16 protein-coding genes and 2 pseudogenes are annotated in these 23,788 nt (G+C 41.5%); 10 read left to right on the top strand and 8 right to left on the bottom strand.

Going from position 1 to position 23,788, the window contains the following annotated elements; translation table 11 throughout:
* Window positions 1-17: 17 nt before the first annotated feature.
* Together pglZ and brxL are read left to right on the top strand one after the other, a co-directional pair.
* Window positions 18-2,642, top strand: coding sequence for a BREX-1 system phosphatase PglZ type A (pglZ, locus tag G0029_RS17560; RefSeq protein WP_180109697.1), 2,625 nt, complete (start codon window positions 18-20; stop codon window positions 2,640-2,642).
* 29 nt (window positions 2,643-2,671) lie between these two features.
* Entirely contained in the window at window positions 2,672-4,711 is a 2,040-nt protein-coding gene (gene brxL, locus G0029_RS17555) for a protease Lon-related BREX system protein BrxL (RefSeq protein ID WP_180109698.1), read from the top strand.
* A gap of 123 nt (window positions 4,712-4,834) precedes the next feature.
* On the opposite strand, the pseudogene G0029_RS17550 reads toward brxL, so the two are convergent.
* Window positions 4,835-5,071, bottom strand: a pseudogene (locus G0029_RS17550) (hypothetical protein); the annotation flags it as partial.
* A 289-nt stretch (window positions 5,072-5,360) separates the two neighbouring features.
* Between G0029_RS17550 and G0029_RS17545 the strand changes: the two are divergent.
* The 4 genes from G0029_RS17545 to G0029_RS17530 are packed head-to-tail and all read left to right on the top strand — an operon-like array spanning window position 5,361 to window position 11,512.
* Entirely contained in the window at window positions 5,361-5,777 is a 417-nt protein-coding gene (locus G0029_RS17545) for a cation efflux protein, CzcI-like (protein ID WP_227591950.1), read from the top strand.
* Window positions 5,778-5,825: 48 nt separating this feature from the next.
* Window positions 5,826-7,151: a TolC family protein gene (locus G0029_RS17540; RefSeq protein ID WP_035269736.1), complete on the top strand. Its 1,326-nt coding sequence runs from the start codon at window positions 5,826-5,828 to the stop codon at window positions 7,149-7,151.
* A gap of 1 nt (window position 7,152) precedes the next feature.
* On the top strand, window positions 7,153-8,382 hold the full coding sequence (locus G0029_RS17535) for an efflux RND transporter periplasmic adaptor subunit (RefSeq protein WP_016658777.1): 1,230 nt from the start codon (window positions 7,153-7,155) through the stop codon (window positions 8,380-8,382).
* The gene (locus tag G0029_RS17530; protein WP_016658776.1) at window positions 8,372-11,512 is read left to right on the top strand and encodes an efflux RND transporter permease subunit; all 3,141 of its coding nucleotides are present in this window, start codon (window positions 8,372-8,374) and stop codon (window positions 11,510-11,512) included. The genes G0029_RS17535 and G0029_RS17530 overlap by 11 nt, the downstream gene beginning before the upstream one ends.
* A gap of 188 nt (window positions 11,513-11,700) precedes the next feature.
* Here G0029_RS17530 and G0029_RS17525 read toward each other — a convergent pair whose 3' ends face one another.
* Entirely contained in the window at window positions 11,701-12,405 is a 705-nt protein-coding gene (locus G0029_RS17525) for an IS6 family transposase (protein ID WP_180114875.1), read from the bottom strand.
* Between the two features lie 63 nt (window positions 12,406-12,468).
* Window positions 12,469-13,749 carry a cation transporter gene (locus G0029_RS17520; protein WP_005237495.1) on the bottom strand — a complete coding sequence of 427 codons (1,281 nt, stop codon included), beginning with the start codon at window positions 13,747-13,749 and terminating at the stop codon, window positions 12,469-12,471.
* Window positions 13,750-13,838: 89 nt separating this feature from the next.
* Here G0029_RS17520 and cadR point away from each other — a divergent pair, with 89 nt between their 5' ends.
* Together cadR and G0029_RS17510 are read left to right on the top strand one after the other, a co-directional pair.
* The gene (cadR, locus tag G0029_RS17515) at window positions 13,839-14,231 is read left to right on the top strand and encodes a Cd(II)/Pb(II)-responsive transcriptional regulator (protein WP_000550240.1); all 393 of its coding nucleotides are present in this window, start codon (window positions 13,839-13,841) and stop codon (window positions 14,229-14,231) included.
* 93 nt (window positions 14,232-14,324) lie between these two features.
* Window positions 14,325-14,486: pseudogene (locus G0029_RS17510) on the top strand (IS6 family transposase); the annotation flags it as partial.
* A 41-nt stretch (window positions 14,487-14,527) separates the two neighbouring features.
* Here the strand turns inward: G0029_RS17510 and G0029_RS17505 are convergent.
* Together G0029_RS17505 and G0029_RS17500 are read right to left on the bottom strand one after the other, a co-directional pair.
* Window positions 14,528-14,830 (bottom strand): helix-turn-helix domain-containing protein, encoded by a 303-nt coding sequence (locus G0029_RS17505; RefSeq protein WP_005237493.1) that lies wholly within the window; start codon window positions 14,828-14,830, stop codon window positions 14,528-14,530.
* Window positions 14,823-15,179, bottom strand: a complete 357-nt coding sequence (locus tag G0029_RS17500) for a type II toxin-antitoxin system RelE/ParE family toxin (protein WP_115736331.1) — start codon at window positions 15,177-15,179, stop codon at window positions 14,823-14,825. The genes G0029_RS17505 and G0029_RS17500 overlap by 8 nt, the downstream gene beginning before the upstream one ends.
* Window positions 15,180-15,862: 683 nt before the next feature.
* Between G0029_RS17500 and adeR the strand changes: the two genes are divergently transcribed.
* Window positions 15,863-16,591, top strand: a complete 729-nt coding sequence (gene adeR / locus G0029_RS17495; RefSeq protein ID WP_032073130.1) for an efflux system response regulator transcription factor AdeR — start codon at window positions 15,863-15,865, stop codon at window positions 16,589-16,591.
* Window positions 16,581-17,687, top strand: a complete 1,107-nt coding sequence (gene adeS, locus G0029_RS17490) for a two-component sensor histidine kinase AdeS (RefSeq protein WP_032073131.1) — start codon at window positions 16,581-16,583, stop codon at window positions 17,685-17,687. Before adeR ends, adeS begins: the two co-directional genes overlap by 11 nt.
* A gap of 103 nt (window positions 17,688-17,790) precedes the next feature.
* On the opposite strand, the gene G0029_RS17485 is transcribed toward adeS, so the two are convergent.
* The 3 genes from G0029_RS17485 to G0029_RS17475 form a co-directional block, all read right to left on the bottom strand.
* Window positions 17,791-19,305, bottom strand: a complete 1,515-nt coding sequence (locus tag G0029_RS17485) for an MFS transporter (protein WP_032073148.1) — start codon at window positions 19,303-19,305, stop codon at window positions 17,791-17,793.
* Window positions 19,306-19,418: 113 nt separating this feature from the next.
* Window positions 19,419-22,520, bottom strand: coding sequence for a multidrug efflux RND transporter permease subunit (locus G0029_RS17480; protein ID WP_032073149.1), 3,102 nt, complete (start codon window positions 22,518-22,520; stop codon window positions 19,419-19,421).
* Entirely contained in the window at window positions 22,520-23,683 is a 1,164-nt protein-coding gene (locus tag G0029_RS17475; protein ID WP_032073150.1) for an efflux RND transporter periplasmic adaptor subunit, read from the bottom strand. The genes G0029_RS17480 and G0029_RS17475 overlap by 1 nt, the downstream gene beginning before the upstream one ends.
* Window positions 23,684-23,788: the final 105 nt, after the last annotated feature.

Here is a 23,788-nt window from a genome sequence, read left to right as displayed (position 1 = left end):
CATGCAGAGGTGGTTGCATGAACTTAAGTCAACTTCAACAAGGCCTGGAACAAGCCTTTTATACTGAACAGCATCGAATTGTCTTTTGGTACGATGCAGAACAGTCATTTACTGAAGAAATCAAAGCCCTAGAGCTAAATGATGTCCAGATTCTGAATATGGCAGAAGAATCCAGCCTTGCGATTAAGCTTAAACTGGAACTTGAGGATCAGCAGGGTAAATACTTGCTGTATTTCCCAAGCCCTGAGCCTGAAACCGAAAAAGACTGGTTACTGGACATCAAGCTGTATTCACGCAGCTTCTATGCCGATCGTTTCTCGATTATTTTCAATGAGCTCGGTTTACAACAACAAAGTTTAAGAGAACATCTGGCCAAACGTGAAGAGTTCCTCAAAGCCAAAGCCCGTCTGAGTACATTGAAACGCTATATCCAGTCTGATGCAGATGAACAGGATCTGGATATGGCCATGATTGCGGCTGTGGTCAAGGCTGACAGTGCCGAACTTATGCATATCGTTCTGGCACTGGCAGATGAAATGGTACAGCAGAATCTGAGTCTGGAAGTCAATCCAGACTCCTTTGCTGAACTGGAAAAGTTCCAACTGGTGCCAGCTTTAGTCACCGCATTACAGGCGGAAATTGGTTATCCAGCATCGGTTGAAGAATTGAATGGGGAAGTGCCATTCAAGCTCGGTACGTTCTTTATCCGTTTGATGACTACAGGTTTCTGTGAAAGCTTGGGCGATGTACCGGTATGGGCTCAGGAACTGGTGATGTCATCCGTCAGCTCCCGTGCGACGGCTAGAGCCTTTTTGTCGCGCTGGAGAGACAGTTCTAAATACTACCCAACCTTCGATACACTCTCCCAGAGCGTGGCCAATGCACTGCGGATCCAAGAAAAGGTCGGGGCTTTTGATCTGGAGCAGCTGCTCGATGTCATGACCTTTGAAGTGATTGAACAAAAGATCATTGTTGATTTGGCCAGTCATATCCCCGCAGCAGCCAAAGCTGAACTGGAACATTTCAGAACGATTATTTCTACCCGTCTGGATGGCTATTGGGCGTCCAAGCATAAGGACGATGCAACCCGCCGTAAATACCGTACCGTCTATACAGCGTTGCAGGCAGCGATTGAGCTGTTCAGCCTGCGACAGCAGTTTGATTCCGGGTTTTATTTCGACTCCAGCGAAGCTTTGTATAAAGCCTACAAGCAGGAGCTGTATCGCTTTGATCTGGCCTACCGCCACTACAGTGCTGCTTCTCAACGCGCTCATGTCGATATCCTGAAAAAACTCGATGAAGAAGTCGAAAATTGCTATTCCTACTGGTTTATTGACCACTTGGCACGAAACTGGGGAGAGCGGATTGAAGCTGAGCAACGCTTGAATGTCTGGAAAATGGCAGATATCCCAAACCAGCAGAACTTCTACGATATTCACGTCAGACCCTTACTCAGTTCTGCAACGAAACGCCGTATTGTGGTAATTATCAGTGATGCTTTTCGCTATGAAGCTGCGGTAGAGCTGCGTGATCGTATTAATGAAAAGCGTTATTCCGAAGCGACCTTGTCTTCACAGCTGGGCGTTGTCCCAAGTTACACCACACTTGGCATGGCCTCGTTATTGCCGCATCAGACTTTGGAGTACAAAGAGGCCGCAGGGGATGATGTTTTAGTAGATGGGCAGTCCAGCAAAGGGACTGCAGCACGATCCAAAATTCTGGCGGCCTATAATGGTCTGGCAGTCACCGCTGAAATGGTAAAAGGCTGGTCGCGTGATGAAGGCCGTGAAGCGCTGAAAGACCATGAGCTGATTTACGTTTATCACAACGTGATTGATGCACGCGGTGACAGCGCCTCGACAGAATCAGAAACCTTTATGGCGGTAGAACATGCCATTGAAGAGCTGACCGAACTCAGCCGCAAAATCTTAATGCACTTCAATATTTCTACCCTGTTGATTACAGCCGACCATGGCTTCCTGTTCCAGCAAAGTAAACTGGAATCTGCGGATCGTTCAAGCTTGACTGAAAAACCTGCCAATACATTGAAGAGCAAAAAACGCTATGTGATTGGGCATGGTTTACCAGAGAGCAAGGAAGCCTGGAAAGGCTCAACCCAAGCTACGGCAGGCACATTATCTGCGACTGATTTCTGGATTCCAAAAGGGGCGAACCGTTTCCATTTTGTAGGAGGCTCACGTTTCGTGCATGGCGGCATCATGCCTCAGGAAATTGTGGTGCCGGTACTGATGGTAAAACAGCTACGTGGTGAAAAGGCTGGACAACGAACCAAGCGTAAAGTCGGTGTTATTTCTACCAAATCTACCTTGAAGATGGTCAGTAACATCCAGAAGTTTGATTTGATGCAAACCGAAGCTGTCAGTGAGCTGGTTATGCCAGTAACCCTATCGATTGCCATTTATGATGGGGATCTCAAAGTTTCCAGTGAAGAAACTTTGACTTTTGATAGCAGTACCGACTCTGTTGCCGATCGGGTCAAGCAGGTCAGGCTGTCATTGTCTGGCACTGATTTTGACCGTAAGAAAGATTACTTCTTGGTACTGAAGGACAAAGACCTGAATATCGAGATGCAACGCTATAAGGTCACCATTGATTTGGCATTTACCGATGACTTCTTCTGATAACGAATTAACGATAGAGCGTAGCCTACATGGAATCTGCTAACGATAAAGAACTGGATCAGCTGCTGAATGAACACTTTGCTGGGCGGGTGGTACGTAAGGATCTAACTAAACTGATCAAAGAAGGGGCCAATGTCCCAGTCTATGTACTCGAATACCTACTGGGGATGTACTGTGCCTCGGATGATCCAGAGATCATTGAGCAGGGACTGCGTAACGTAAAGACCGTGCTGGCAGAGAACTATGTACGACCTGATGAAGCCGAGAAGGTGAAATCCCTGATCCGTGAACGTGGCAGTTATAAGGTCATTGATCGGGTGACCGTAAAGCTGAATGAGCGTAAAGACAAATACGAAGCATCATTTAGTAATCTGGGCATTAAAGATGCCGAAATCTCGGCAGGCATCGTCAAAGAGTATGAAAAATTACTTGTTGGTGGTATCTGGGTCATTGCTACGCTCAGTTACTATTTTGAAGAAGGACAAACCAATTCTCCATTTGGGGTGAGTTTACTCAAGCCGATTCAAATGCCGAATATGAATATGGATGAACTTTTCAGTGGCAGAGCAGCATTAAGCACTGATCAGTGGCGCGAGAGTTTAATCCGTTCGATCGGCATGGAACCGGCTTCGTTAAAAGAGGACGTGCAATGGCACCTATTAGCGCGTATGGTTCCGTTCGTTGAAAATAACTATAACGTCTGTGAACTTGGACCACGCGGTACCGGGAAAAGCCATATTTACAAAGAGTGTTCACCGAATAGTATTCTAGTTTCAGGTGGGCAAACCACTGTCGCCAATCTGTTCTATAACATGAGTAGCCGCCGTATTGGTCTGGTGGGGTTGTGGGATGTGGTGGCCTTTGATGAAGTTGCCGGTATTTCCTTTAAGGACAAAGATGGCGTTCAGATCATGAAAGACTATATGGCCTCAGGATCTTTTGCCCGTGGTCGTGAACAGATGGAAGCCTCAGCTTCGATGGTTTTTGTGGGTAATATCAACCAAAGTGTGGAATCTCTGGTTAAAACCAGCCATCTCTTGGCGCCGTTCCCTGAAGCAATGATCGATTCAGCATTCTTTGATCGCTTTCATGCCTATATCCCGGGTTGGGAAATTCCAAAAATGCGTCCGGAATTCTTTACCAACCGTTATGGTCTAATCGTTGATTATCTTGCTGAATTCTTCCGGGAAATGCGTAAGCGTAGTTTTGCGGATGCCATTGAGAAGTACTTCAAGCTAGGGAATAACCTGAATCAGCGTGATGTGATCGCCGTTCGCAAGACGGTTTCTGGATTGATGAAGCTGCTCTACCCACATGGTCAGTTTAACAAAGAAGATGTACGGCAATGCCTGGAATATGCACTGCAGGTGCGCCGTCGGGTCAAAGAACAGCTGAAGAAAATTGGAGGGATGGAATTCTATGATGTGCATTTCAGCTATATCGACAATGACACCTTAGAAGAGCATTTTGTTTCAGTCAAAGAGCAGGGGGGTGGCGGACTTATTCCCGAAGGTCCTGCTAAACCAGGTTTTCTGTATACCATTGGCCTCAGTAATAAGGGCATGCCAGGCTTATACCGCTTAGAACTTCAAGTCACTAAAGGTTCAGGAAAATTGGCGACATCTGGCTTATGGAATTCAAGTAGTGCCAAAGAACAGGTCAAGATTGCTTTTGATTACTTCAAGGCCAATGCATCCCGGATCTCGGGGGGGAGTAAGGTGCTGGAACATGATTTCCATTTACATGTGGTGGAATTACAGAATACCGGCCCGCTCAGCCATCTTGCTCTGCCAAGTTTAGTGGCTTTCGCTTCTGGCCTCTTAGGACGATCGGTTCAAAGTCAGATGGTGGTACTGGGTGATATGAGCTTGGGTGGTTCAGTGACACCGGTGGAAAGTATTGCCGAATGTCTGCAAGTTGCTTTTGATGCGGGTGCCAAGAAGGTTGCTTTGCCAATGAGTAGTGCGGCAGATATCCCAACGATTCCTGTGGAACTGTTTACCAAGTTCCAGACCAGCTTTTATGCAGATCCGGTAGATGCTGTGTTTAAGGGGCTAGGGGTGGATTAATTTCATATCTGTCTGGAAGAGTTACAGTAGATTGTTTTAAATTCAGTTTCTCAAGTTAAACACCATGTTGTAAAAGCATAATACTGCCTCTTTTAAAGAGCTAGTATTTTAGGGGGGATTACCCTTCATTTTTTCTTGATCAGATATCTGTTGTACTTTGACAGGATTTTGTTGATCTAAATATTTTTGATACCAAACACGCAATGTTTCAGGAGTACAACCGATTTTAGGATCAATAGCTGTGATTGCTGCCCAAGTAGAAGGATAATCTTTTTCAGATTCAATTAGTAATTGAACCGCTCTTTCTCTGATTTCAGGGGGCAATTTTACTTTGCCATTTGTAAGGTAAAAGGGGTCAATTTTAGAATGCCGTTGACAATGTATCGCCTTTTGAGTTTGAAGCAATGTACAATGATAAGATTAACCCGTTAGGTCAGGTGGCCTAACTTAAATAAAAAGTCTCCGACAAACCCGGTACGGTTCACTATCTATTGTTATTCTTACCTGAAATTGATGTGAGCTTATAGAGACAAGGTAAATTTGCAAAAGTGCCGGCTATTCAGTGTTCATTGAATGTTTAATTTAATTTATTAAGCTTGACCTTGGAGTGGCTCTAAGCCTTATACTTGGTACAAATTTTTCGATTGTTATGATGATGCGTTCTACTACATGGATTACAGTCTTGGTTGGATTGTTCATGTTCCAAAGCTTTTGGAATGTGGCGGCGGCCTTTTGTGTCCATGAACAACAGCCTCAATCACAGCAGAGTTATCATTTTGGTCATCACCAAAATACCTTGTGTGCCAGCGATAGTCGTCAACACGATCATAATGGACAGTCAGAAAACATAAAAACATTCAGTAGCGATTTAGAAATCGGTGAAGATCATCAAGATCATCTACCATCGATGACGCATTTGATTGTACAAAATGAAAAAGTAGATGTGTTTCATCCAAGCTCTGAAGTTAAAGTGAATCCACAATTTCATTGGAAAAACAGCTATCAGGCTCCTGACCTGTTTCAACAAAGCCCACCTCCCAAATTTTCCCCGCTCATGGTGGGGTAGCCTAAAACATTCCCACCACTTTTATTATTTAAATAAGTGGGAAAAATCATGTCTTCACAATCAATTATACTCTTGCGTCATAGCTTGGTTGCTTGTATATGTGCAGCGGCTATGCAATATAGCTATGCTGAAAACGTTACCAGCTTTGAATCCGCTTTAGCAAAAGTACAAAGTTACCAGACTCAAGACAAGCTGTGGCAACAAGTTCAGCAAATATCTGAATTGAATATTCAGCAAAGTCGGTTATGGCAGAATCCAAGTATAAGTTTAGAACAGTCTGGCTTTGGCTCAGGTCAAGAACAGGAATTCAATGTTGGCGTTAGTCAACCTCTAGATCTATTTGGTCAGCGTAAGCTGAACCGGGTGATTGCCAATACCTCGAATCAACAAATCCAATTGCAACAGCAATTATGGAAGGCACAAAGCCAACTGATTGTTAAATTTGCATGGTCGCAATTTGCACTTGCTGAGGTTGAGCAGTCTGCTTATTCAGTACAGTTAAAAACAAGTAAAGCCAATCTGGACAGTGCCCAGAAACGCTATCAGGCAGGCAGTATTGCCCTGGTTGATTTTGAGCGTACCCAAATTGAAGCGCTAGAAATCCAACGACTTTATCAGCAAGCGATGCTGAATAAACAAGCTGCCGGTCGTCAGCTGTCTAATTTGTGGGGGGGAGAAACATCTTCACATCTTCAATTGAATAAAACCGCTATCCCTTGGCCAGAGCAAAGTCTCCAAACTGTGCAACGGTATATTGCTGAAGGGTGGCTAGAAAAATTCTATGCCTTGAACATTCAGCAATCGGATCATCAAATTGAAAATTTAAGAATTCAGGCACGTCCCAATCCGACTTTAAATGTAGGCATGAAACGTAGCAAAACCCCTAATGAAAGCAACGATACGACTTTGGCAATCGGCGTGGCTATTCCACTGAATATTTTCAACCGCCAGCAATATGCGATCCCGATGGTCCAGCAACAGCAAATATTGCTGAACCAACAGCAGCAGCGTGAGCTGAAGCAACAAATACTCAATATTGCCAACAGCATGCATCAGCTCAAAGGTTTACGTAGCCAGTTCGATGCCACAACAGCACAAGTTACTTTGGCGACCAAAGTTCAGAGCCGTACTTTACAAGGGTTTCAGGCAGGGAAACTGTCCATTACCGACGTTCAGCAAGCAACCACCCAACTGCAGAATCTTCGATTGGGTCAATTACAAATTCTACGTCAAGCTTGGCAAACTGCCCTCGCAGCTGAGGCACTCAGTATTGGCACAAGTTATGAAGAAATTAGCCGTTCGGATGCCTATACACAACTGAATAAAAAGGCAGTCGAAGCATCGCAAAATTTAATCAATGGGGGAGCACGATAAAATGAACGCCAAGCAAAACGGAAAAATATCCCAGTCTCTCATGATTGCAATTTTGATTCTGATTACGGTCTTGGTCAGTCTGGTTATTTGGTTAAGTTCAAAAAAAACTGAATCTGAGGGGCATGGTCATGATGAGGGAAATGCCGAACATTCTGATGAAGATAGTTCTGAAGAAGGACATGCTGAAGAAGGCGAAATACAACTGACCAGCCAACAAATGGTTGAACAAGGTTTAAAAGTTGCTGTTGCATCCACAGGATTGGTTGAAAAGCTGACAACCCTGCCAGGTAAATTGGTGGTGAATACCGATCAACAAGCGCATATATCGCCTAATTTTAGTGGTCATGTCGAGCAGGTCAATGTGGCTTTAGGACAGAGCGTGCAAAAAGGACAAACGCTGGCTGTACTAATCGTGCCTGAACTGATCGACCAACAGGCAAATCTGCGTATGGCACAGGTGAATCTGGATTTGGCCCGTAAAGATTACCAGCGCGAACAGCAACTCTGGTCACAGGGGATTTCTGCCAAACAGGATTACCAGCGTGCCGAAAATGCCTACCGTCAAGCGCAGATTACTGTCCAGTCCTCACAAGCACGTTTAAATGCATTAGGTGCAAGTGGCAATAACAATGGGCGTTTTCTGATTAAAGCACCGATCTCTGGGGTGATCAGTCAAAAAGATATTGTGGTCGGTGAAAATGTGCAACTGGCTAATCAGCTCTTTGTCATTGAACAGCTGAAAGATTTATGGCTTGAGTTTAATTTGCCGAATCAATTCTCAGGTCAACTGCAAGCCGGGCAAAAAATTGACTTTAAAGTGAATGATTCAGATCAAATCTATAAAGCTACTGTACAAAGCTTAACCTCTCAGGCAGATGTACAAACAGGGCGTCTGGTGGTGCGCGCAAAACTCGATGCGCAAGCTACTGAGTTGCGTTCTAATGTGCTAGTGAGAGTGTTGATTCCGGAAGCTACAGCAAAATCAGCCCTTCGGATTCAAAAGTCTGCGCTGCAAAGTATTGAAGGTGAAGACAGTATTTTCATCGTAGATTCAGAACAAAAAGGTCAAGTCCACTTAAAAGCACAGAAAGTGCAATTGGGGCAGGCTTCAAGTGATGGACAATGGCTTGAAGTGATTTCTGGGCTGACTGAAGGGCAGAAGTATATCGCTCAAGGCAGTTTCTTGTTGAAATCTGAATTAGAAAAAGACGAGGCAGGCCATGAACATTAATTCTGATCTGCCAAAACCAGAAGGTTTATTCGAACGAATCATTCAGTTTTCCATACAAAATGCGATTTGGGTGTTGCTCTTTGTCTGTACCTGGATTGCGGTCGGGGTGTATAGCTATCAGAAACTCCCGATTGATGCTGTACCCGATATTACCAATACCCAAGTCCAGATTAATACTCAAGCCAAGGGTTTTACTGCGCTTGAAGTCGAACAGCGGATTACCTATCCCATTGAAAATGCCATGGCTGGCATTCCGGATCTGGAGCTTACCCGTTCCATATCCCGTTATGGACTCTCTCAAGTCACCATTGTCTTTAAAGATGGGACTGATATTTATTGGGCCCGTCAGCAGATTAACCAACGGATACAGGAGGCGCAATCTGAGTTGCCTGCACAAATCGCACCGACGATGTCCCCCGTTTCTACGGGTCTCGGTGAGATTTATCAATGGGTACTGAAGGCAGATCCGAATGCGAAAAAGCCGGATGGAACTGCATACACGCCGATGGATTTGCGTGAGATTCAGGACTGGATTGTGCGTCCTCAACTGCAACGTGTTAAGGGAGTTGCAGAGGTCAACAGTATTGGTGGTTTTGAAAAAACCTATGTGGTCTCTCCCGATTTAAACCGGATGCAGCAACTGAATATCTCATTAGAACAACTGCAACAGGCTTTAGCGCAAAATAATGAGAACCGAGGTGCAGGTTATATTGAAGACAATGGTCAGCAACTGACGGTACGTGTACCGGGTGCATTCAATGGGCTTTCTGATATTGAGAACACCATGCTGGGTAGCCCAAATGGCAGCCCAATTCGGGTTGGTGATATTGCGCAAGTCTCTATTGGGCATGATTTAAGAACCGGTGGGGCAACCTATAACGGCAAAGAAACCGTTTTAGGGGTTGCCATGATGGCGATGGGTGGAAATAGCCGGACTGTTTCTAAAGCTGTGGATGCCAAGCTTCAAGATATTCAGAATAGTTTGCCTAAAGGGGTAGTGATTGAAACAGTGTACGACCGTACTACCTTGGTTGAGAAGGCGATTAAAACCGTTCAGAAAAACTTGGTAGAGGGAGCAATCCTGGTCATCATCATTCTGTTCCTGTTTTTAGGGAATATCCGTGCTGCCTTGATTACTGCCTGTGTCATTCCACTCTCTATGCTGTTTACCTTAACCGGGATGGCACAGAAAAATATCAGTGCCAATCTGATGAGTTTAGGTGCACTCGATTTCGGCATCATTGTCGATGGTGCTGTGGTGATTGTCGAAAACTGTATCCGGCGTTTAGCCCATACACAGCAACTGTTAAAACGACCTCTCACACAAAGTGAACGCTTTAAGGAAGTTTTTCTGGCTGCCCGCCAAGCACGTCGTCCTCTTATTTTTGGTCAGCTTATTATTTTGGTGGTGTATTTGCCGATTTTTGCTTTAAGTGGTGTGGAAGCAAAAATGTTCCATCCGATGGCATTGACAGTGGTACTAGCCCTTGTTGCAGCCATTATTTTATCGATCACCTTTGTGCCTGCTGCTGTGGCATTGTGGGTCAAAGGCGATATTCAAGAAAAAGAAAGTCGTTGGATGTTATGGCTAAAAGCTAAATATCAGCAAACTCTTGATATTTCGTATCAATACAAAGCAGTTGTGCTGACTTTTGCACTGTGTGTATTAGTGATTACGGGATTTATCAGTACCAAACTCGGCAGTGAATTTGCACCACAGCTCAGTGAAGGAGACTTTGCGGTACAACAGTTACGTTCACCAAGTACAGGCTTAGAAGAGTCTTTACGTATTCAGGAGAATACTGAAAAACTTCTTTTAAAGAGTTTCCCTGAAATTAAGGCAGTATTTGCCAGAACGGGTACAGCCGAGGTTGCAACAGATGTCATGCCACCCAATATTTCAGATGGCTATATCATGTTAAAGCCTCGTTCAGAATGGCCAAATCCTAAAGAAAGTTTAGATGAATTACGTGGCCGTATGGTGACGTATTTAGCCACGATTCCAGGCAATAATAGTGAATTTTCACAACCGATTGAACTCCGATTTAATGAATTGATCTCAGGTGTGCGTAGTGATGTTGGTGTGAAAATCTTCGGTGATGATATGAATGTCCTCAATACTGAGGCGACTAAAATCTCCAAAATCATTCAGCAAATATCGGGTAGCAGTGCCGTGAAAGTTGAGCAGACCTCAGGTTTGCCATTACTGAATGTCGAGGTAAATAAAACTTTGGCTGCACAATATGGTTTGAGTGTGCGTTCAATTCAAGACCTTGTGGCAACCAGTATTGGTGGACAAAGCGTGGGAGAGATTTTAGAAGGCGATCGTCGTTTTGATTTTGTTATCCGTCTTGGAGAGCAAGACCGTAGTGTCGCATCTGTTTCCCAGTTACCTATTCAGCTTCCAAATGGTGGCAGTATTTTATTGTCGGATGTCGCGCAAGTCTCGACCATTGAAGGAATCAACCAAGTCAGTCGAGAAAATGGTAAACGCCGAGTTGTGGTTACAACGAATGTTGAAGGGCGTGATTTAGGGTCTTTTGTTTCTGATGTACAGACACAGCTCAAAGCATACACTTTGCCAAGTGGTTATTGGATAGAATATGGCGGTCAGTTTGAAAATTTGGCTTCAGCCAAAGCACGGATGCAAATCGTGATTCCACTGGCTTTAATCACTATCTTTATTTTACTGATGGCGGTCTTTCACAATGTCAAAGAAAGTCTATTGGTCTTTACCGGGGTACCCTTTGCCTTGACCGGTGGTGTGCTGTTCCTTTGGCTAAGGGATATTCCATTATCGATGTCAGCTGGAATTGGCTTTATTGCCTTATCTGGTGTTGCAGTCCTCAATGGACTGGTAATGCTGACCTTTATTAAGGAATTAAGGGACAAATATCCAGTGCATAAAGCCGTGTGGCAAGGGGCTATTTTGCGCTTAAGACCAGTGTTGATGACAGCTTGTGTGGCTTCACTGGGTTTTGTACCAATGGCGCTGGCAACCGGAACAGGGGCTGAGGTTCAACGGCCACTGGCAACCGTAGTGATTGGCGGGATTATCTCTTCAACATTACTAACTTTGGTGCTGTTACCCGTGCTTTATCGTTGGATAAATGAAAAGAAAGTTTCTTAATCCAATAGATTAGTCGATTTACAGCAGAGATATTGGCTGTTATCCAATATCTCTGCTCATCATAAATAGAATAAGGAAAATATTTTATGTCAGAACATCATGATCATAGCCATGCGGTTGTTACTGAAGAAAATAGGGCACTGTTGCAAATAGAGATTTGAGTCGATGATGTTCCCTTTAAAAAGTGCTTAGAGACCGAAAACCCTGTTGATTAGACACACTTCACCCTGAGGCTGACCATAATAAAATGACGATGCTTGTCCTTTACGTAGTGCACGCATGACTTCAATACCTTTAATTGTGGCATAAGCAGTCTTCATAGATTTGAATCCTAATGTGGCCCTGATGATCCGCTTTAGCTTGCCATGATTACATTCGATCACGTTATTTTTATACTTAACCTGCCTGTGCTCAAGATCTGGTGGACATTTTCTTTCCCATTTTAACCGTGATAAAGCACGTCCATATGTGGGTGCTTTATCCGTGTTGATCATTTGTGGAATTTGCCACTTCTTCACATTATTTAAAATTTTTCCAAGAAAACAATATGCTGATTTGGTATTACGTCTAGAAGAAAGATAAAAATCAATGGTATCGCCACGTTGATCGACTGCACGATACAGATAAGACCATCGTCCATTCACTTTTACATAGGTTTCATCAATATGCCACGAGCTCAGATCTGTAGGATTACGCCAATACCAGCGTAAACGTTTTTCTATTTCAGGAGCATAACGTTGAACCCAACGGTAAATAGTCGTGTGATCAACATTCACACCCCGTTCGGCCAGCATTTCCTGCAGTTCACGATAGCTAATGCCATATTTACAATACCAGCGCACAGCCCAAAGAATGATTTCGCCCTGAAAATGCCGACCATGGAAAGGATTCATATGCTGCACCTTTAGCTAAAACAGTCTTCAGCTTACCATTCGTGGTTATTTGCAACAGTGCCCTTACTTCAAAGCCAAAATTTTTCGGGCACCATTAAGTACGAATAAAGAAACCAGTATGCCAATGATTAAGTCTGGATAAGCTGATCCCGTCCACGCCACGAGTACACCGGCAAATATAACGCCCATATTTACGACAACGTCATTCGCCGAGAAAATCCAACTGGCTTTCATATGTGCGCCATCTTCTCGATGACCAGAAATAAGATATAAGCATGTCACGTTAGCTATAAGTGCGAGCAGGCCAATAACAATCATGAGCGTTGATTCTGGCTCGCTTCCAAACATGAATCGTCTAATGACATCAACAATCACGATAACAGCAAGTAATAACTGAATCCAACCTGCGAAATGGGCTGCTTTTATTTGATATTTCGCAGCTTTTCCGACGGCATATAGCGCAATACCATAAACGGCTGCATCGGCAAACATATCTAGAGAATCAGCAATCAATCCCGTAGACGCAGCAATAATACCGCTGATGAATTCTATAAAGAAAAGTAGAGCATTAATACCTAATAACAGTTTAAGTACTTTAGCTTGTCTCACAGGATCAGGTTCATTAGGTATATCGCCTGAAGAAAGCTGTGTTTCATCAAGTTTCGCCCCAAAACCCAGTCCTTCGAGTTTAGCCGTAATTTGCTGAATCCCTTCATTATGGAAGACTTTCAGTTTTCGATTGGGAAGATCAAAAGTAAGACCTTTAACTGCTTCAATATCTGCAAGAGCCATACGGACCATTTGCTCTTCAGCAGAGCAATCCATTTTAGGAATGGTGTAGGTACTTGTTTGCTTAGCCTGTTGATTGCTTATATAAGTTTCAGTCTTCACAAGCTTTGCACCAAAACCCAAAGCTTCAAGTTTGGTGGTTATATTTTCATCTTTTTGATTATGTAGAACCTTTAAAGAACGGTTAGGTAAATCAAAGATGAGTTTTTGAACACCATCAATTGAAGATAGCGCCATACGAACCATCTGTTCTTCCGCAGAACAATCCATTTTGGGAACTAAGTATTCACTCATGTAGTGCGAATCTTTTAAAATATCTTCAGTGCTTAAATTTTCTTTGGGATCAGAACCATAACAGGATTGAGCGGTATCTTCACAACTGTTTGAAGTGTTACAGCAAGGAGATGAAGATTTTTTTTCTTCCTCTTCACCACAACAGCTAAGCGTATTATCACAATTCTTTGAATTGTTTGCTTCTGCAATTGATGGATGATTTTCTTGTTGAGATTTCTTATCTTCGCATGGTGTTTCTTTACTACATCCACAACCACTCATAATTATACCCATTAAAAAAATTATAAACTTTGAATATTAGAACCCCTATAGTTACTATAGAGTCAAGAATCTTTGGAAATACTAACTCAATGCATTTAAAAATTGGTGAACTCTCTAAAAAAACCTCATGTTCAGTATTAACAATTAGGTTTTATGAAAAGGAAGGTTTAATTCCGGAACCGGAAAGAACGGAAGGAAATTACCGCCTTTACGATGTAGGCTATGTTGAGCGAATTAAATTTATTTTGAATTGCCGAACTTTAAATATGAGTTTGAATGAAATTCGTCAATTACTTACCTATAAAGACAAACCTGAGAAAAATTGTTCAGATGTGAATGAATTAATTGACTTACATGTCAGTGCTATCAGAGAAAATATAATCAAGCAACAAAAGCTTATTGAACAACTATCTGATTTAAGAGGTACTTGTGATGGTTTATGTACAATTGACCAATGTGGAGTTTTAAAAAATCTAGCTTGATTATCTAGACCTATGCTTTTTTCAAAAAATCGGCACTGTTGCAAATAACCACGAATGGTAAGCTGAAGACTGTTTTAGCTAAAGGTGCAGCATATGAATCCTTTCCATGGTCGGCATTTTCAGGGCGAAATCATTCTTTGGGCTGTGCGCTGGTATTGTAAATATGGCATTAGCTATCGTGAACTGCAGGAAATGCTGGCCGAACGGGGTGTGAATGTTGATCACACGACTATTTACCGTTGGGTTCAACGTTATACGAATCTAAAAATGGGAGCCTATAGCTCCCATTTTTATTGTTAAACGTTGAATCCTATATGTTTTCCTGTTGGAAGCTCTACATCAATACGGAGCTTCCCACCCATTGCCTCAACATACTTTTTCAAGGTTGAAATCTTAAGATCATTGCCACGATTTTCTATTGCTGAAAGCGATGGCTGTTTTATTCCCAAAGTTTCAGCAAGCTCTTTTTGAGAAATTTCGAGTTCTTCACGAATAAGATGAAGCTGATTTTCTAGCAGTAATTCATCAGCCATTTTTTGAATACGGGCTTGGCTCTCTGGAGAGCGGCTAGCTAACAATTCTTGCAGAGTCTTAGCCATTAGATTTATCTCCTAGGGTAGTGAGATGAAGTTGGTATTGTTCATCTGCAATATCCAGCATGTCTTTATAAAAACGCTTTTTACCGCCTTTATCAGCAATACATAGAACAATAGCCTGTCGTAAGGGATCAAATGCGAAGAAAGCTCTTAAGGATCTACCGCGATGTTGAACACGCAGTTCTTTCATATTGGTAAATTTAGACTCATACACAGTATCTACTAAAGGACGGCCTAAACTCGGTCCCTGCTGCTGTAGAACAACCAGGGCAGCTAGGACCTTCTCTTGTGTAGGTTCATCTTGCTGTTCAAGCCACTGATTAAATAGATCTGTCGTAATGACTGTCCACATACCACAACCAAAATATAGATTATAGTCTATATTTTAGGGGCATTATGTTTGTTTTGCAAATGAGAAAGGATAGGCAATAAAAAAGCCCGACATCCTGTCGGGCTTTTCCATATTTGGCGCTTAGATCTGACTCCTGTCTGATCTCACGTTCCTTGTTGTTCATCTTATTCTTTTTATCTGGAGCATCCTGCTCTCTATGTCTTCATGATAGGAAATTTCCAGTATTGCGGATAGCAGCAAAGGGCCGAGATTGGTATGAGCCAGGGCTTACAAAATAGCCTAAATTTTATCCACAAAAAATGTGGATAATTTTGGACATTGAGGTATTGATAAAATTTGAAAAACCTCAAAACTGACTATTTTTTAGTCAAATTTATTGGCAAGAAGTATCAAAACCGCTCATAAAAAAAGCCGACTTGTTTCAAAATCGGCTTTTTGGTCATTTTTGGATTTTTCTATTTTTATTAAGTGGTTGATATTTAGATTAATATACAAGTGTATTGCGTATAACCACCATTATGTTAAATGAATGATAATTGACATTTTGTTCATTAATACTGATATGCAACGAATTTTATTATATGTCACCCCTCAATTACAAATATAAATGACTGCTCGTCTAATCATCTCCATTACACAATTAAATGTTAAAATGCATAGCTACTTCATCTAAGATAAAATATATGTATCCAAATCTACAGCACAGCTTCGAAAACAGCGTCATTCTCGTTGTAGAAGATGATTATGATATTGGTGACATTCTTGAAAAATACATAAAAAATGAAAACATGCAGGTCATCCGTGCATTGGATGGACAACAAGCTTTAGAGTGCCTAAAAGCCAACTCTATCGACCTGATTCTCCTTGATATTAAATTACCCAAACTAAATGGCTGGGAAATTCTACAAATCATCCGTCAAACAAGTCATTTACCTGTCATTATGCTGACTGCCTTAGATGATCAAGTGAATAAGATCATGGGGCTAAAAATGGGTGCTGATGACTTTATTATTAAGCCATTTAACCCAAACGAAGTGATTGCACGAATACAAGCCGTACTTAGACGAAGTACAAGCCAAAATATGGAAATAACTAATATTATTCGTTATAGAAATATTGAAATTAATCCAGATCATCATCAAGTTTACATTTCAAATGGTCAAAGAAATCAGTTGCTCAACCTTACGTTAACTGAGTATAAGATACTGTTTTTGATGGCAAAAACACCGAATAAAGTCTTTACACGTAATGAATTGATCCAAAACTGTATGCCTGAAAGTGATGCTTTAGATCGCACTGTAGATAGCCATATCAGCAAATTACGCAAAAAACTTGAAGAAAATGATGTAAATGGCTTATTAATCAATGTCCGTGGCGTGGGGTATCGCTTAGATCAAAATCATGAAATTTAACTTTTTTAAAAATTCTGTTGGAATTAACTTCCAGTTTATTATCATGATGAGCCTATTCAATTTAGGCATTACGCTGTTATCTTTCATGATTGGCTATTTTGTTTATAGCTGGGCGATAAAAATAGGTTTTCTAAATACACAAGTTATTAATTCAAATGAATTTTCAGTTACCTCCGTTGACTTTATCTGGCTGTTTTTAGTGCTATTAACAGGCTTTTTTCTTTCTACTATCCTCGCCTTTAAATATGGAAAACGCTATACACAGCCAATTAGTGATTTAGCAGATGTTATTCAACAAATTCAACAAGGCAATTTAGCACTCAGAATTAAACAGCCACATCATGATATTCCACATGAAATCAAGTCTCTTATTGAGAACTTCAATGAAATGGCAAACCAACTTGAAGTATCAGTTAAGAATTCAACTGTTTGGAATGCTGCAATTGCACATGAATTACGAACACCTGTGACAATATTACAAGGTCGCTTGCAAGGTATTGTCGATGGTATATTTATTGCCGATAAAGCTTTACACCTAAGCTTATTGAACCAAGTCGAAGGCTTATCTTACCTTGTGGAAGATTTACGGACACTGACACTTATTGAAAATAAACAATTACGATTAGAACTAGAAAAGACCAATTTAAAAAATAGTATTGAAAAATGTCTGCAGATGTTTAATGAACGGTTTCATGTTAAAGGTTTAACTATTGTTTTAAATTTGACGGATAAATTGGTTTGCGTTGATATAAGAAGGATGGAACAGGTCTTTATTGCATTGTTCTCTAACTTTCTAAGATATTCGAATGCTGGAAAAATAAATATTACATCTGTAACCACAGCAGAACATTGGGTATTGACGTTTGAAGATGAAGGTCCTGGTATTGATGAATCGCATCTTAAACACCTGTTCAAACCCTTCTATCGACTGGAAGACTCTAGATCATGTCTAGATGGCGGTACTGGATTAGGCTTGGCAGTGATTGATGCAATTATTGAAGCACACCAAGGTCATATTTATTATTCTAAATCCAAAAACTTAGGTGGCAGCTGTTTTACTATTCAACTAAATCGTAAGACATCAACTCATTTATAATGTGTTAAGTTCAGATTAATACGGCTTAATTTAAACCATAAATTTAAGATAAATTGATGTCTGAACTTAACCATTCTGTTTGATGATCCTCAAATAAATTTCATCACAATGAATTCTCATCTCGATATTTAGCTAGCATAAAAAATACCACAATGGAGAGTATCCCGATGATAATCCCTGCTGTTAATAATAAATTAACATGAGCTGAACTGAAGGCAATTTTACCTGCGTTAATCAATGCTGTACCTTGTTCAACGGGTAACTGGCTCGCCACTAAATAGGTATCACCAATCGAAAGTCTGGCTTTTTCTGCTAAAACAGCAGTTAAATCTGACGGCACTTGAAGATGACTGCCAAATATATAGGCCATGAAAACACCAAATAAAGTAATACCTAGTCCTGTACCCAGTTCATAACCTGTACTTTCAAGTGAACCTGCCGCACCGCCCTTTTCTGCAGGTACTGAGCCCATGATCGCAATGGATGAAGCTGTTAAACCAATACTCAGTGTTAATCCAATCGAAGCTAAAATAAAGGGAACGATGATTCCCGGATGATGAAAATCTGAATAACTCAAACTGACCAACGCAATTGCTGCCAATATTAATGACATGGTCGCAACCAGACGGAGTCCAAATTTATTGGATAAAAAACCAGCAATAGGCCCGCCAATAGCGGCCGCAACCATAATCGGAACCATAAAAAGACCGGCTTGCAGCGGTGTTAAACGAATGACATATTGCAGCTCCATTGCCAAAGTTAACTCAACCCCTGCCAAAGCGCCTGCAGCAACCATTGCCATAATAATGCCGGCTAAAATAGCAGGACGTGAAAATAGCGAAAGATCTAGCATCGGCTGAGGAGAATTCAGCTGTTTGCGTACAAATATGGTTAATAAGCCGATAGATAAAACGACCAAAGGCAAGACAATCAACAACGACTGTTTACCGCCTAAGCCTGCTTTTAGTGCATATACAAACGAAATCAAACCGACAATCAGCAATAGCGCTTGACCAAATGCCCAATGTCCAGGGGTTATAGCTTCTTTTCGGGACAATAAGAAATAGCACATTGGTGCGACAACCAGCATGATTGGGACGTTAATCAGGAAAACTGAACCCCACCAGAAATATTCTAACAATCCCCCACCAATGAGCGGTCCAATGGCGGCACCGGCTGATCCGATTGTGCCCCAAATACCCAGCGCAATGGCACGTTCGCGACTGTCTTCGAAGGTTCTGCGAATAATACCCAATACACAGGGCATAATCATGGCACCGCCTAATGCTAATAAAGCACGTGCGGCAATCAGCATAGAAGCCGTTTGGGAAAATGCCGCAAGGACTGAGGCAATTCCAAATATAACCAAGCCAATCAGCAGAATCTTACGATTGCCGACACGATCAGCCAAAGTTCCCATCGGAACTAAAAGTCCAGCCATAAGTAATGGATAAATATCAATAATCCATAAGACTTGGTTACTTGTGGCACTCAGCGATTGGGTTAATGAGGGAACCGCAACATGCAGTACAGTCATATCAATCACAATCGGCAGAAATGCAAGCACGACAGCGAGCAATATCCACCAGCGTTTCGGATCAAGATTGGTAGCTTTCATGATTAAACCTATATTGATGGTTTATTAAATCAATTCTGAAATAAAGATGTAAATGAAAGATTTGTTGTGGGCTAAACTCGTTAACCCACAGCTTTTATTCTCAGTTTTGATGCTTAATGTGCCGCTTTACGTTTCGAGAATTTCTCAACCATGCTCATGACGACAATAAAGAAAATCGGTACAAAAATAACAGCTAGAATTGTTGCGCTGATCATGCCGCCAAAGACGCCTGTACCAATCGCTTTTTGAGTTTCAGAACTAGCGCCACTGGCAATGACTAAAGGAATAACGCCACAGGTAAATGCCAAAGATGTCATTAGGATTGGACGTAAGCGCAATTTAGCGGCTGCAACGGTTGCCTCCACTAAACCCATTCCTTCTTCTCTTAGTGCTTTTGCAAACTCAACAATCAAAATAGCATTCTTTGCAGATAGACCAATAATCGTGATCATGCCGACCTTAAAGAAAATATCATTTGGCATACCACGTAACATTACTGCTAAAAAGGCGCCAATCAACCCTAGAGGGACAACTAGCATCACAGAGAATGGAATTGACCAGCTTTCATAAAGCGCTGCCAAGACAAGGAAAACGACTAACATCGACAACAGTAATAAAAACAAGGTTTGTGATTCCGACTGTTTTTCTTCTAGAGAAATCCCAGTCCACTCATAACCCACACCTTTCGGAAGTTGTTCAATCAAATTTTCCATCTCAGTCATGGCTTGTCCTGAAGATATACCTGCTGCTGGACTGCCAGAAATACTCAATGATGGACGACCGTTGTAACGATTGTATTGTTGTGGGGAATGTTGCCAAATTGGAGTAATTATTTCAGACATTGAAACCAATTTACCGCTTTGACTGTTCACCTTAATCTGAAGAATATCTTCAATACTCATGCGTGATTTGGCATCAAGTTGCACAATGACTTGCTGCATACGGTCATGATTTGGAAAATCATTGATATACATCGAACCCATTGAGGTTGAAATAATATCGGTCACATCACTGAAATTAACACCTAATGCCTGCAATTTATCTCTATCAATTTTAAGCTGTACAGAACTGCCATCTGGCAAACCTTCAGGATAGACCTCCGCCACGATTTTACTTTGTGCTGCTAATGCTAAAAGCTGATCTTGTGCTTCTCTTAAAGCAGGCATGCCAATATTGCCACGATCTAATAATCTCAGTGAAAAACCAGATGAGTTACCCAATTCATCAATTGCTGGTGGTAACACAGACATGGTTTGACCTTCTGAACTTTCAGCCATCGCTATATTGGCATTATTCACGACTTCTTGTGCCGTAATAGTACGCTCTTCGAATGGCAATAGATTGGTAAAATACATCGCTGTATTCTGACCAGATCCACTAAAACCAAAACCTAAGACCGCCATATTGTCTTTAATCCCCGTTTCTTGGTCTAAATAATTTTGAAACTCAGCAACGACTTTACGGGTACGTTCTTGAGTTGCATCCGCAGGAAGTTGAATCGAAGTCATAAACCACCCCTGATCTTCTTCTGGCATAAACGCAGTCGGAACGTGTTTAAAACTAAAAATCAGCACAATGACAATGCCTAAGAAACATAACATTGCGAGGGTTTTATGTTTAATTACTTTAAATAAACTGCGTTCATAGCGATTGTTCAGCTTCTCAAAACTGCGATCAAACGATGCAAAAACACCCTTTTTCTGATGGTCTTGATCAATCGGTTTTAACATCGTTGCACATAACGCAGGGGTTAATGTCAGTGCAAGGAAAGCTGAGAATAAAATTGAAACCGACATGGTAATGGTGAACTGACGATAGATAATCCCCACTGAGCCTGACGCCAATGCCATCGGCAAGAATACAGCGGCTAACACTAAGGTGATGCCAATAATCGGATTGGTAATTTCCTTCATGGCTTTAGATGTGGCTTCAACTGGAGATAAGCCTTCTGTCGCCATAATGCGTTCAACATTCTCAATGACCACAATCGCATCATCGACAATAATCCCGATCGCAAGCACCATACCGAACATGGTCAGCACATTAATCGAAAAACCAGCAAGCAGCATGACTGAGAATGTGCCAAGCAATGCAATCGGTGCAACAATCGCCGGAATTAAGGTGTATCGAACATTGTGTAAAAAGATAAACATGACAATAAAAACTAATGCCATAGCTTCAAGCAATGTCATGATTACTTTTTCAATCGAGATTTTTACAAAAGGTGCAGTGTCGTAAGGTATAGAGAATTTCATACCATCAGGCAGTGCTGAACCTAACTGTTCAATTTTCGCTTTAACACCTTCTGCAGTCTTGACAGCGTTGGCACCAGGACTCATTTGTATCGCCACAGCTGTAGAGGCTTTGCCATTTTCTAAAATCGCAAAGTTATACATCTGTGCCCCGATTTCGACACGAGCGACATCCGACAGTCGAACATTGGCGCCATTTTGTTGAGCACGTAAACTAATTTTCTTGAATTGCTCTACAGTTTCTAATTGACCTTGAGCAGTTAAAGGAATAGTAATTTGTTGCCCCGTCAAAGCAGGAACATCACCAATACGACCTGGTGATATCGGCAAGTTTTGGTTTTGGATGGCTGTATTCACATCTTGAATACTCAATCCATAAGAAACCAAACGATCTGGATCGACCCAAATCCGCATGGCTTTTTCAGCACCAAAATTTTGGACTTTACCAACACCGTCAACCCGCTTTAATTCTTCAATCACATAGCGAGTCATATAGTCACTGACATCAATTTCACTATATTTGCCATTCGGTGAACTTAAGCCCACCATCATTAAAAAACCAGACGACGCAGCATCGACCATCAGCCCTTGTTGTCGCACTGTTTGAGGTAAGCGTGACTCAATGGCTTTAATTTTGTTTTGCACATCAATTTGTGCAAGTTCTACATCTGTACCTGGTTTAAATGTTGCGGTGATTGTTGCTGTTCCAGAACTATCTGAACTTGAACTGTAATAAAGTAAGTTTTTGACACCTGACATTTCCCGCTCAATCAAGGTCACAACACTATCATTCAATGTTTTTGGCGTAGCACCTGGATAGATTGCCGTAATACTAATCTGTGGTGGCGCAACACTTGGGAATCGTGCAATAGGTAACTTGGGGATGCTTAGTACACCCAACAGAATAATAAATAAAGCAATCACCCATGCAAAAATAGGACGCCTAATGAAAAATTGGGACATTATTGCTGTCCTCCATTTTCCTTAATATTTGTAGGTTGCCACTGCTTAATTTTTAATTTTTGCTCAGGCTGTATACGATCAGCCCCTTCAACAATGACTTTCTCACCTGCTTGTAACCCTTGTTTGATCACATAGTTATTTTGATAACGTTGACCAAGCTGAACAGGCTTGCTTTGCGCTAAACCTTTTTGATTAACAATCGTAACATTGGCTTTACCACTAATATCATGTTGAATCGCTTGTTCTGGAACTAGGAGCGCATTTTCAACTTGAGCTCGGCTCATATTGACTCGAACATACATGCCTGGCAAAAGTTTTTGATTTTCATTATTGGCTAAAATACGGATTGTGACATCACCCGTATCAGGATCAACTTTAGTATCCGAAAATAGGATTTCACCTGTAACGTTATAAGGTTTACCCTGACTATTTAGGATTTCAACCGTATGTTTGGTATTTGACACGTCACCTTGCTGTAAAGCTTCCTGTAGTTTTTCATAATCACTAATTGATTGCTTTACATCAACATAGACTTTATTAATCTGTTGTATTACGGCCATTGCATTAGTATCACCTTGACCAACTAATGCACCCTCAGTCACTAAGATTTCACCAATCGTTCCCGAGATAGGGGCTGTAACAGTCGCATATTTAAGATTAAGTTGTTGTCTGCTTAACATGGCTTGCATTTGCGCCACATCGGCTTTTGCTTTTTGATAATCTGCTTCGGTATTGTTGTATTCCTGCTGACTAACCGCATTTACTTTTACTAATTCAGTGTAGCGTTTTAACAGCACCTGCAAACGTGTCACCTCAGCTTGTGCACGGTTTAAAGTGGCTTGATTGCTTTTTACATCTGCCTGAAATATTTCAGAATTCAATTTAAAAAGCGGTTGACCTGCTTGCACATAAGAGCCTTGCTTAAAAAGTACTTTATCAACAATTCCACCTACTTGCGGGCGAATTTCAGCAATACGGTAAGCGACAACACGGCCTGGAAGATTTTCAATTAAATTCATGGAATGCGGTAATACCGTGATGGTACTGACAACCGCTGGTGGCATTTCTGTTGGGGACTGTTCAGCATCTTTGGCTTGTGTACAGCCGATTAAAAGTACAGTTGTAATAAGTATTGAACCTATTAAATGATAATGTGTTGACATGCTTTTTCAGAGGGGGGGTTTTAGATACTACTATTTTGAAATAGCAGTGTTTATGAATTGCTGATGTTGTGTGGAGATTGTGTGGAGATTGTGTGGAGAGATTAA

The organism is Acinetobacter sp. YH12138 (genome assembly GCF_015218525.1).
Lineage (GTDB): Bacteria > Pseudomonadota > Gammaproteobacteria > Pseudomonadales > Moraxellaceae > Acinetobacter > Acinetobacter amyesii.
Note: the sequence above shows the minus strand (reverse complement) of the source record. Positions and strands in the feature narration are given on the sequence as shown.

Bases quoted from the DNA above. Each gene is read 5' to 3' on its own strand.
- brxL (WP_180109698.1), top strand. From the start codon at position 2,672: ATGGAATCTGCTAACGATAAAGAACTGGATCAGCTGCTGAATGAACAC.
- cadR (WP_000550240.1), top strand. From the start codon at position 13,839: ATGCATTTAAAAATTGGTGAACTCTCTAAAAAAACCTCATGTTCAGTA.
- G0029_RS17505 (WP_005237493.1), bottom strand. From the start codon at position 14,830: ATGGCTAAGACTCTGCAAGAATTGTTAGCTAGCCGCTCTCCAGAGAGC.
- G0029_RS17500 (WP_115736331.1), bottom strand. From the start codon at position 15,179: ATGTGGACAGTCATTACGACAGATCTATTTAATCAGTGGCTTGAACAG.
- G0029_RS17480 (WP_032073149.1), bottom strand. From the start codon at position 22,520: ATGTCCCAATTTTTCATTAGGCGTCCTATTTTTGCATGGGTGATTGCT.
- adeR (WP_032073130.1), top strand. From the start codon at position 15,863: ATGTATCCAAATCTACAGCACAGCTTCGAAAACAGCGTCATTCTCGTT.
- adeS (WP_032073131.1), top strand. From the start codon at position 16,581: ATGAAATTTAACTTTTTTAAAAATTCTGTTGGAATTAACTTCCAGTTT.
- G0029_RS17475 (WP_032073150.1), bottom strand. From the start codon at position 23,683: ATGTCAACACATTATCATTTAATAGGTTCAATACTTATTACAACTGTA.
- G0029_RS17535 (WP_016658777.1), top strand. From the start codon at position 7,153: ATGAACGCCAAGCAAAACGGAAAAATATCCCAGTCTCTCATGATTGCA.
- G0029_RS17525 (WP_180114875.1), bottom strand. From the start codon at position 12,405: ATGAATCCTTTCCATGGTCGGCATTTTCAGGGCGAAATCATTCTTTGG.
- G0029_RS17520 (WP_005237495.1), bottom strand. From the start codon at position 13,749: ATGAGTGGTTGTGGATGTAGTAAAGAAACACCATGCGAAGATAAGAAA.
- G0029_RS17540 (WP_035269736.1), top strand. From the start codon at position 5,826: ATGTCTTCACAATCAATTATACTCTTGCGTCATAGCTTGGTTGCTTGT.
- G0029_RS17485 (WP_032073148.1), bottom strand. From the start codon at position 19,305: ATGAAAGCTACCAATCTTGATCCGAAACGCTGGTGGATATTGCTCGCT.
- pglZ (WP_180109697.1), top strand. From the start codon at position 18: ATGAACTTAAGTCAACTTCAACAAGGCCTGGAACAAGCCTTTTATACT.
- G0029_RS17530 (WP_016658776.1), top strand. From the start codon at position 8,372: ATGAACATTAATTCTGATCTGCCAAAACCAGAAGGTTTATTCGAACGA.
- G0029_RS17545 (WP_227591950.1), top strand. From the start codon at position 5,361: ATGATGATGCGTTCTACTACATGGATTACAGTCTTGGTTGGATTGTTC.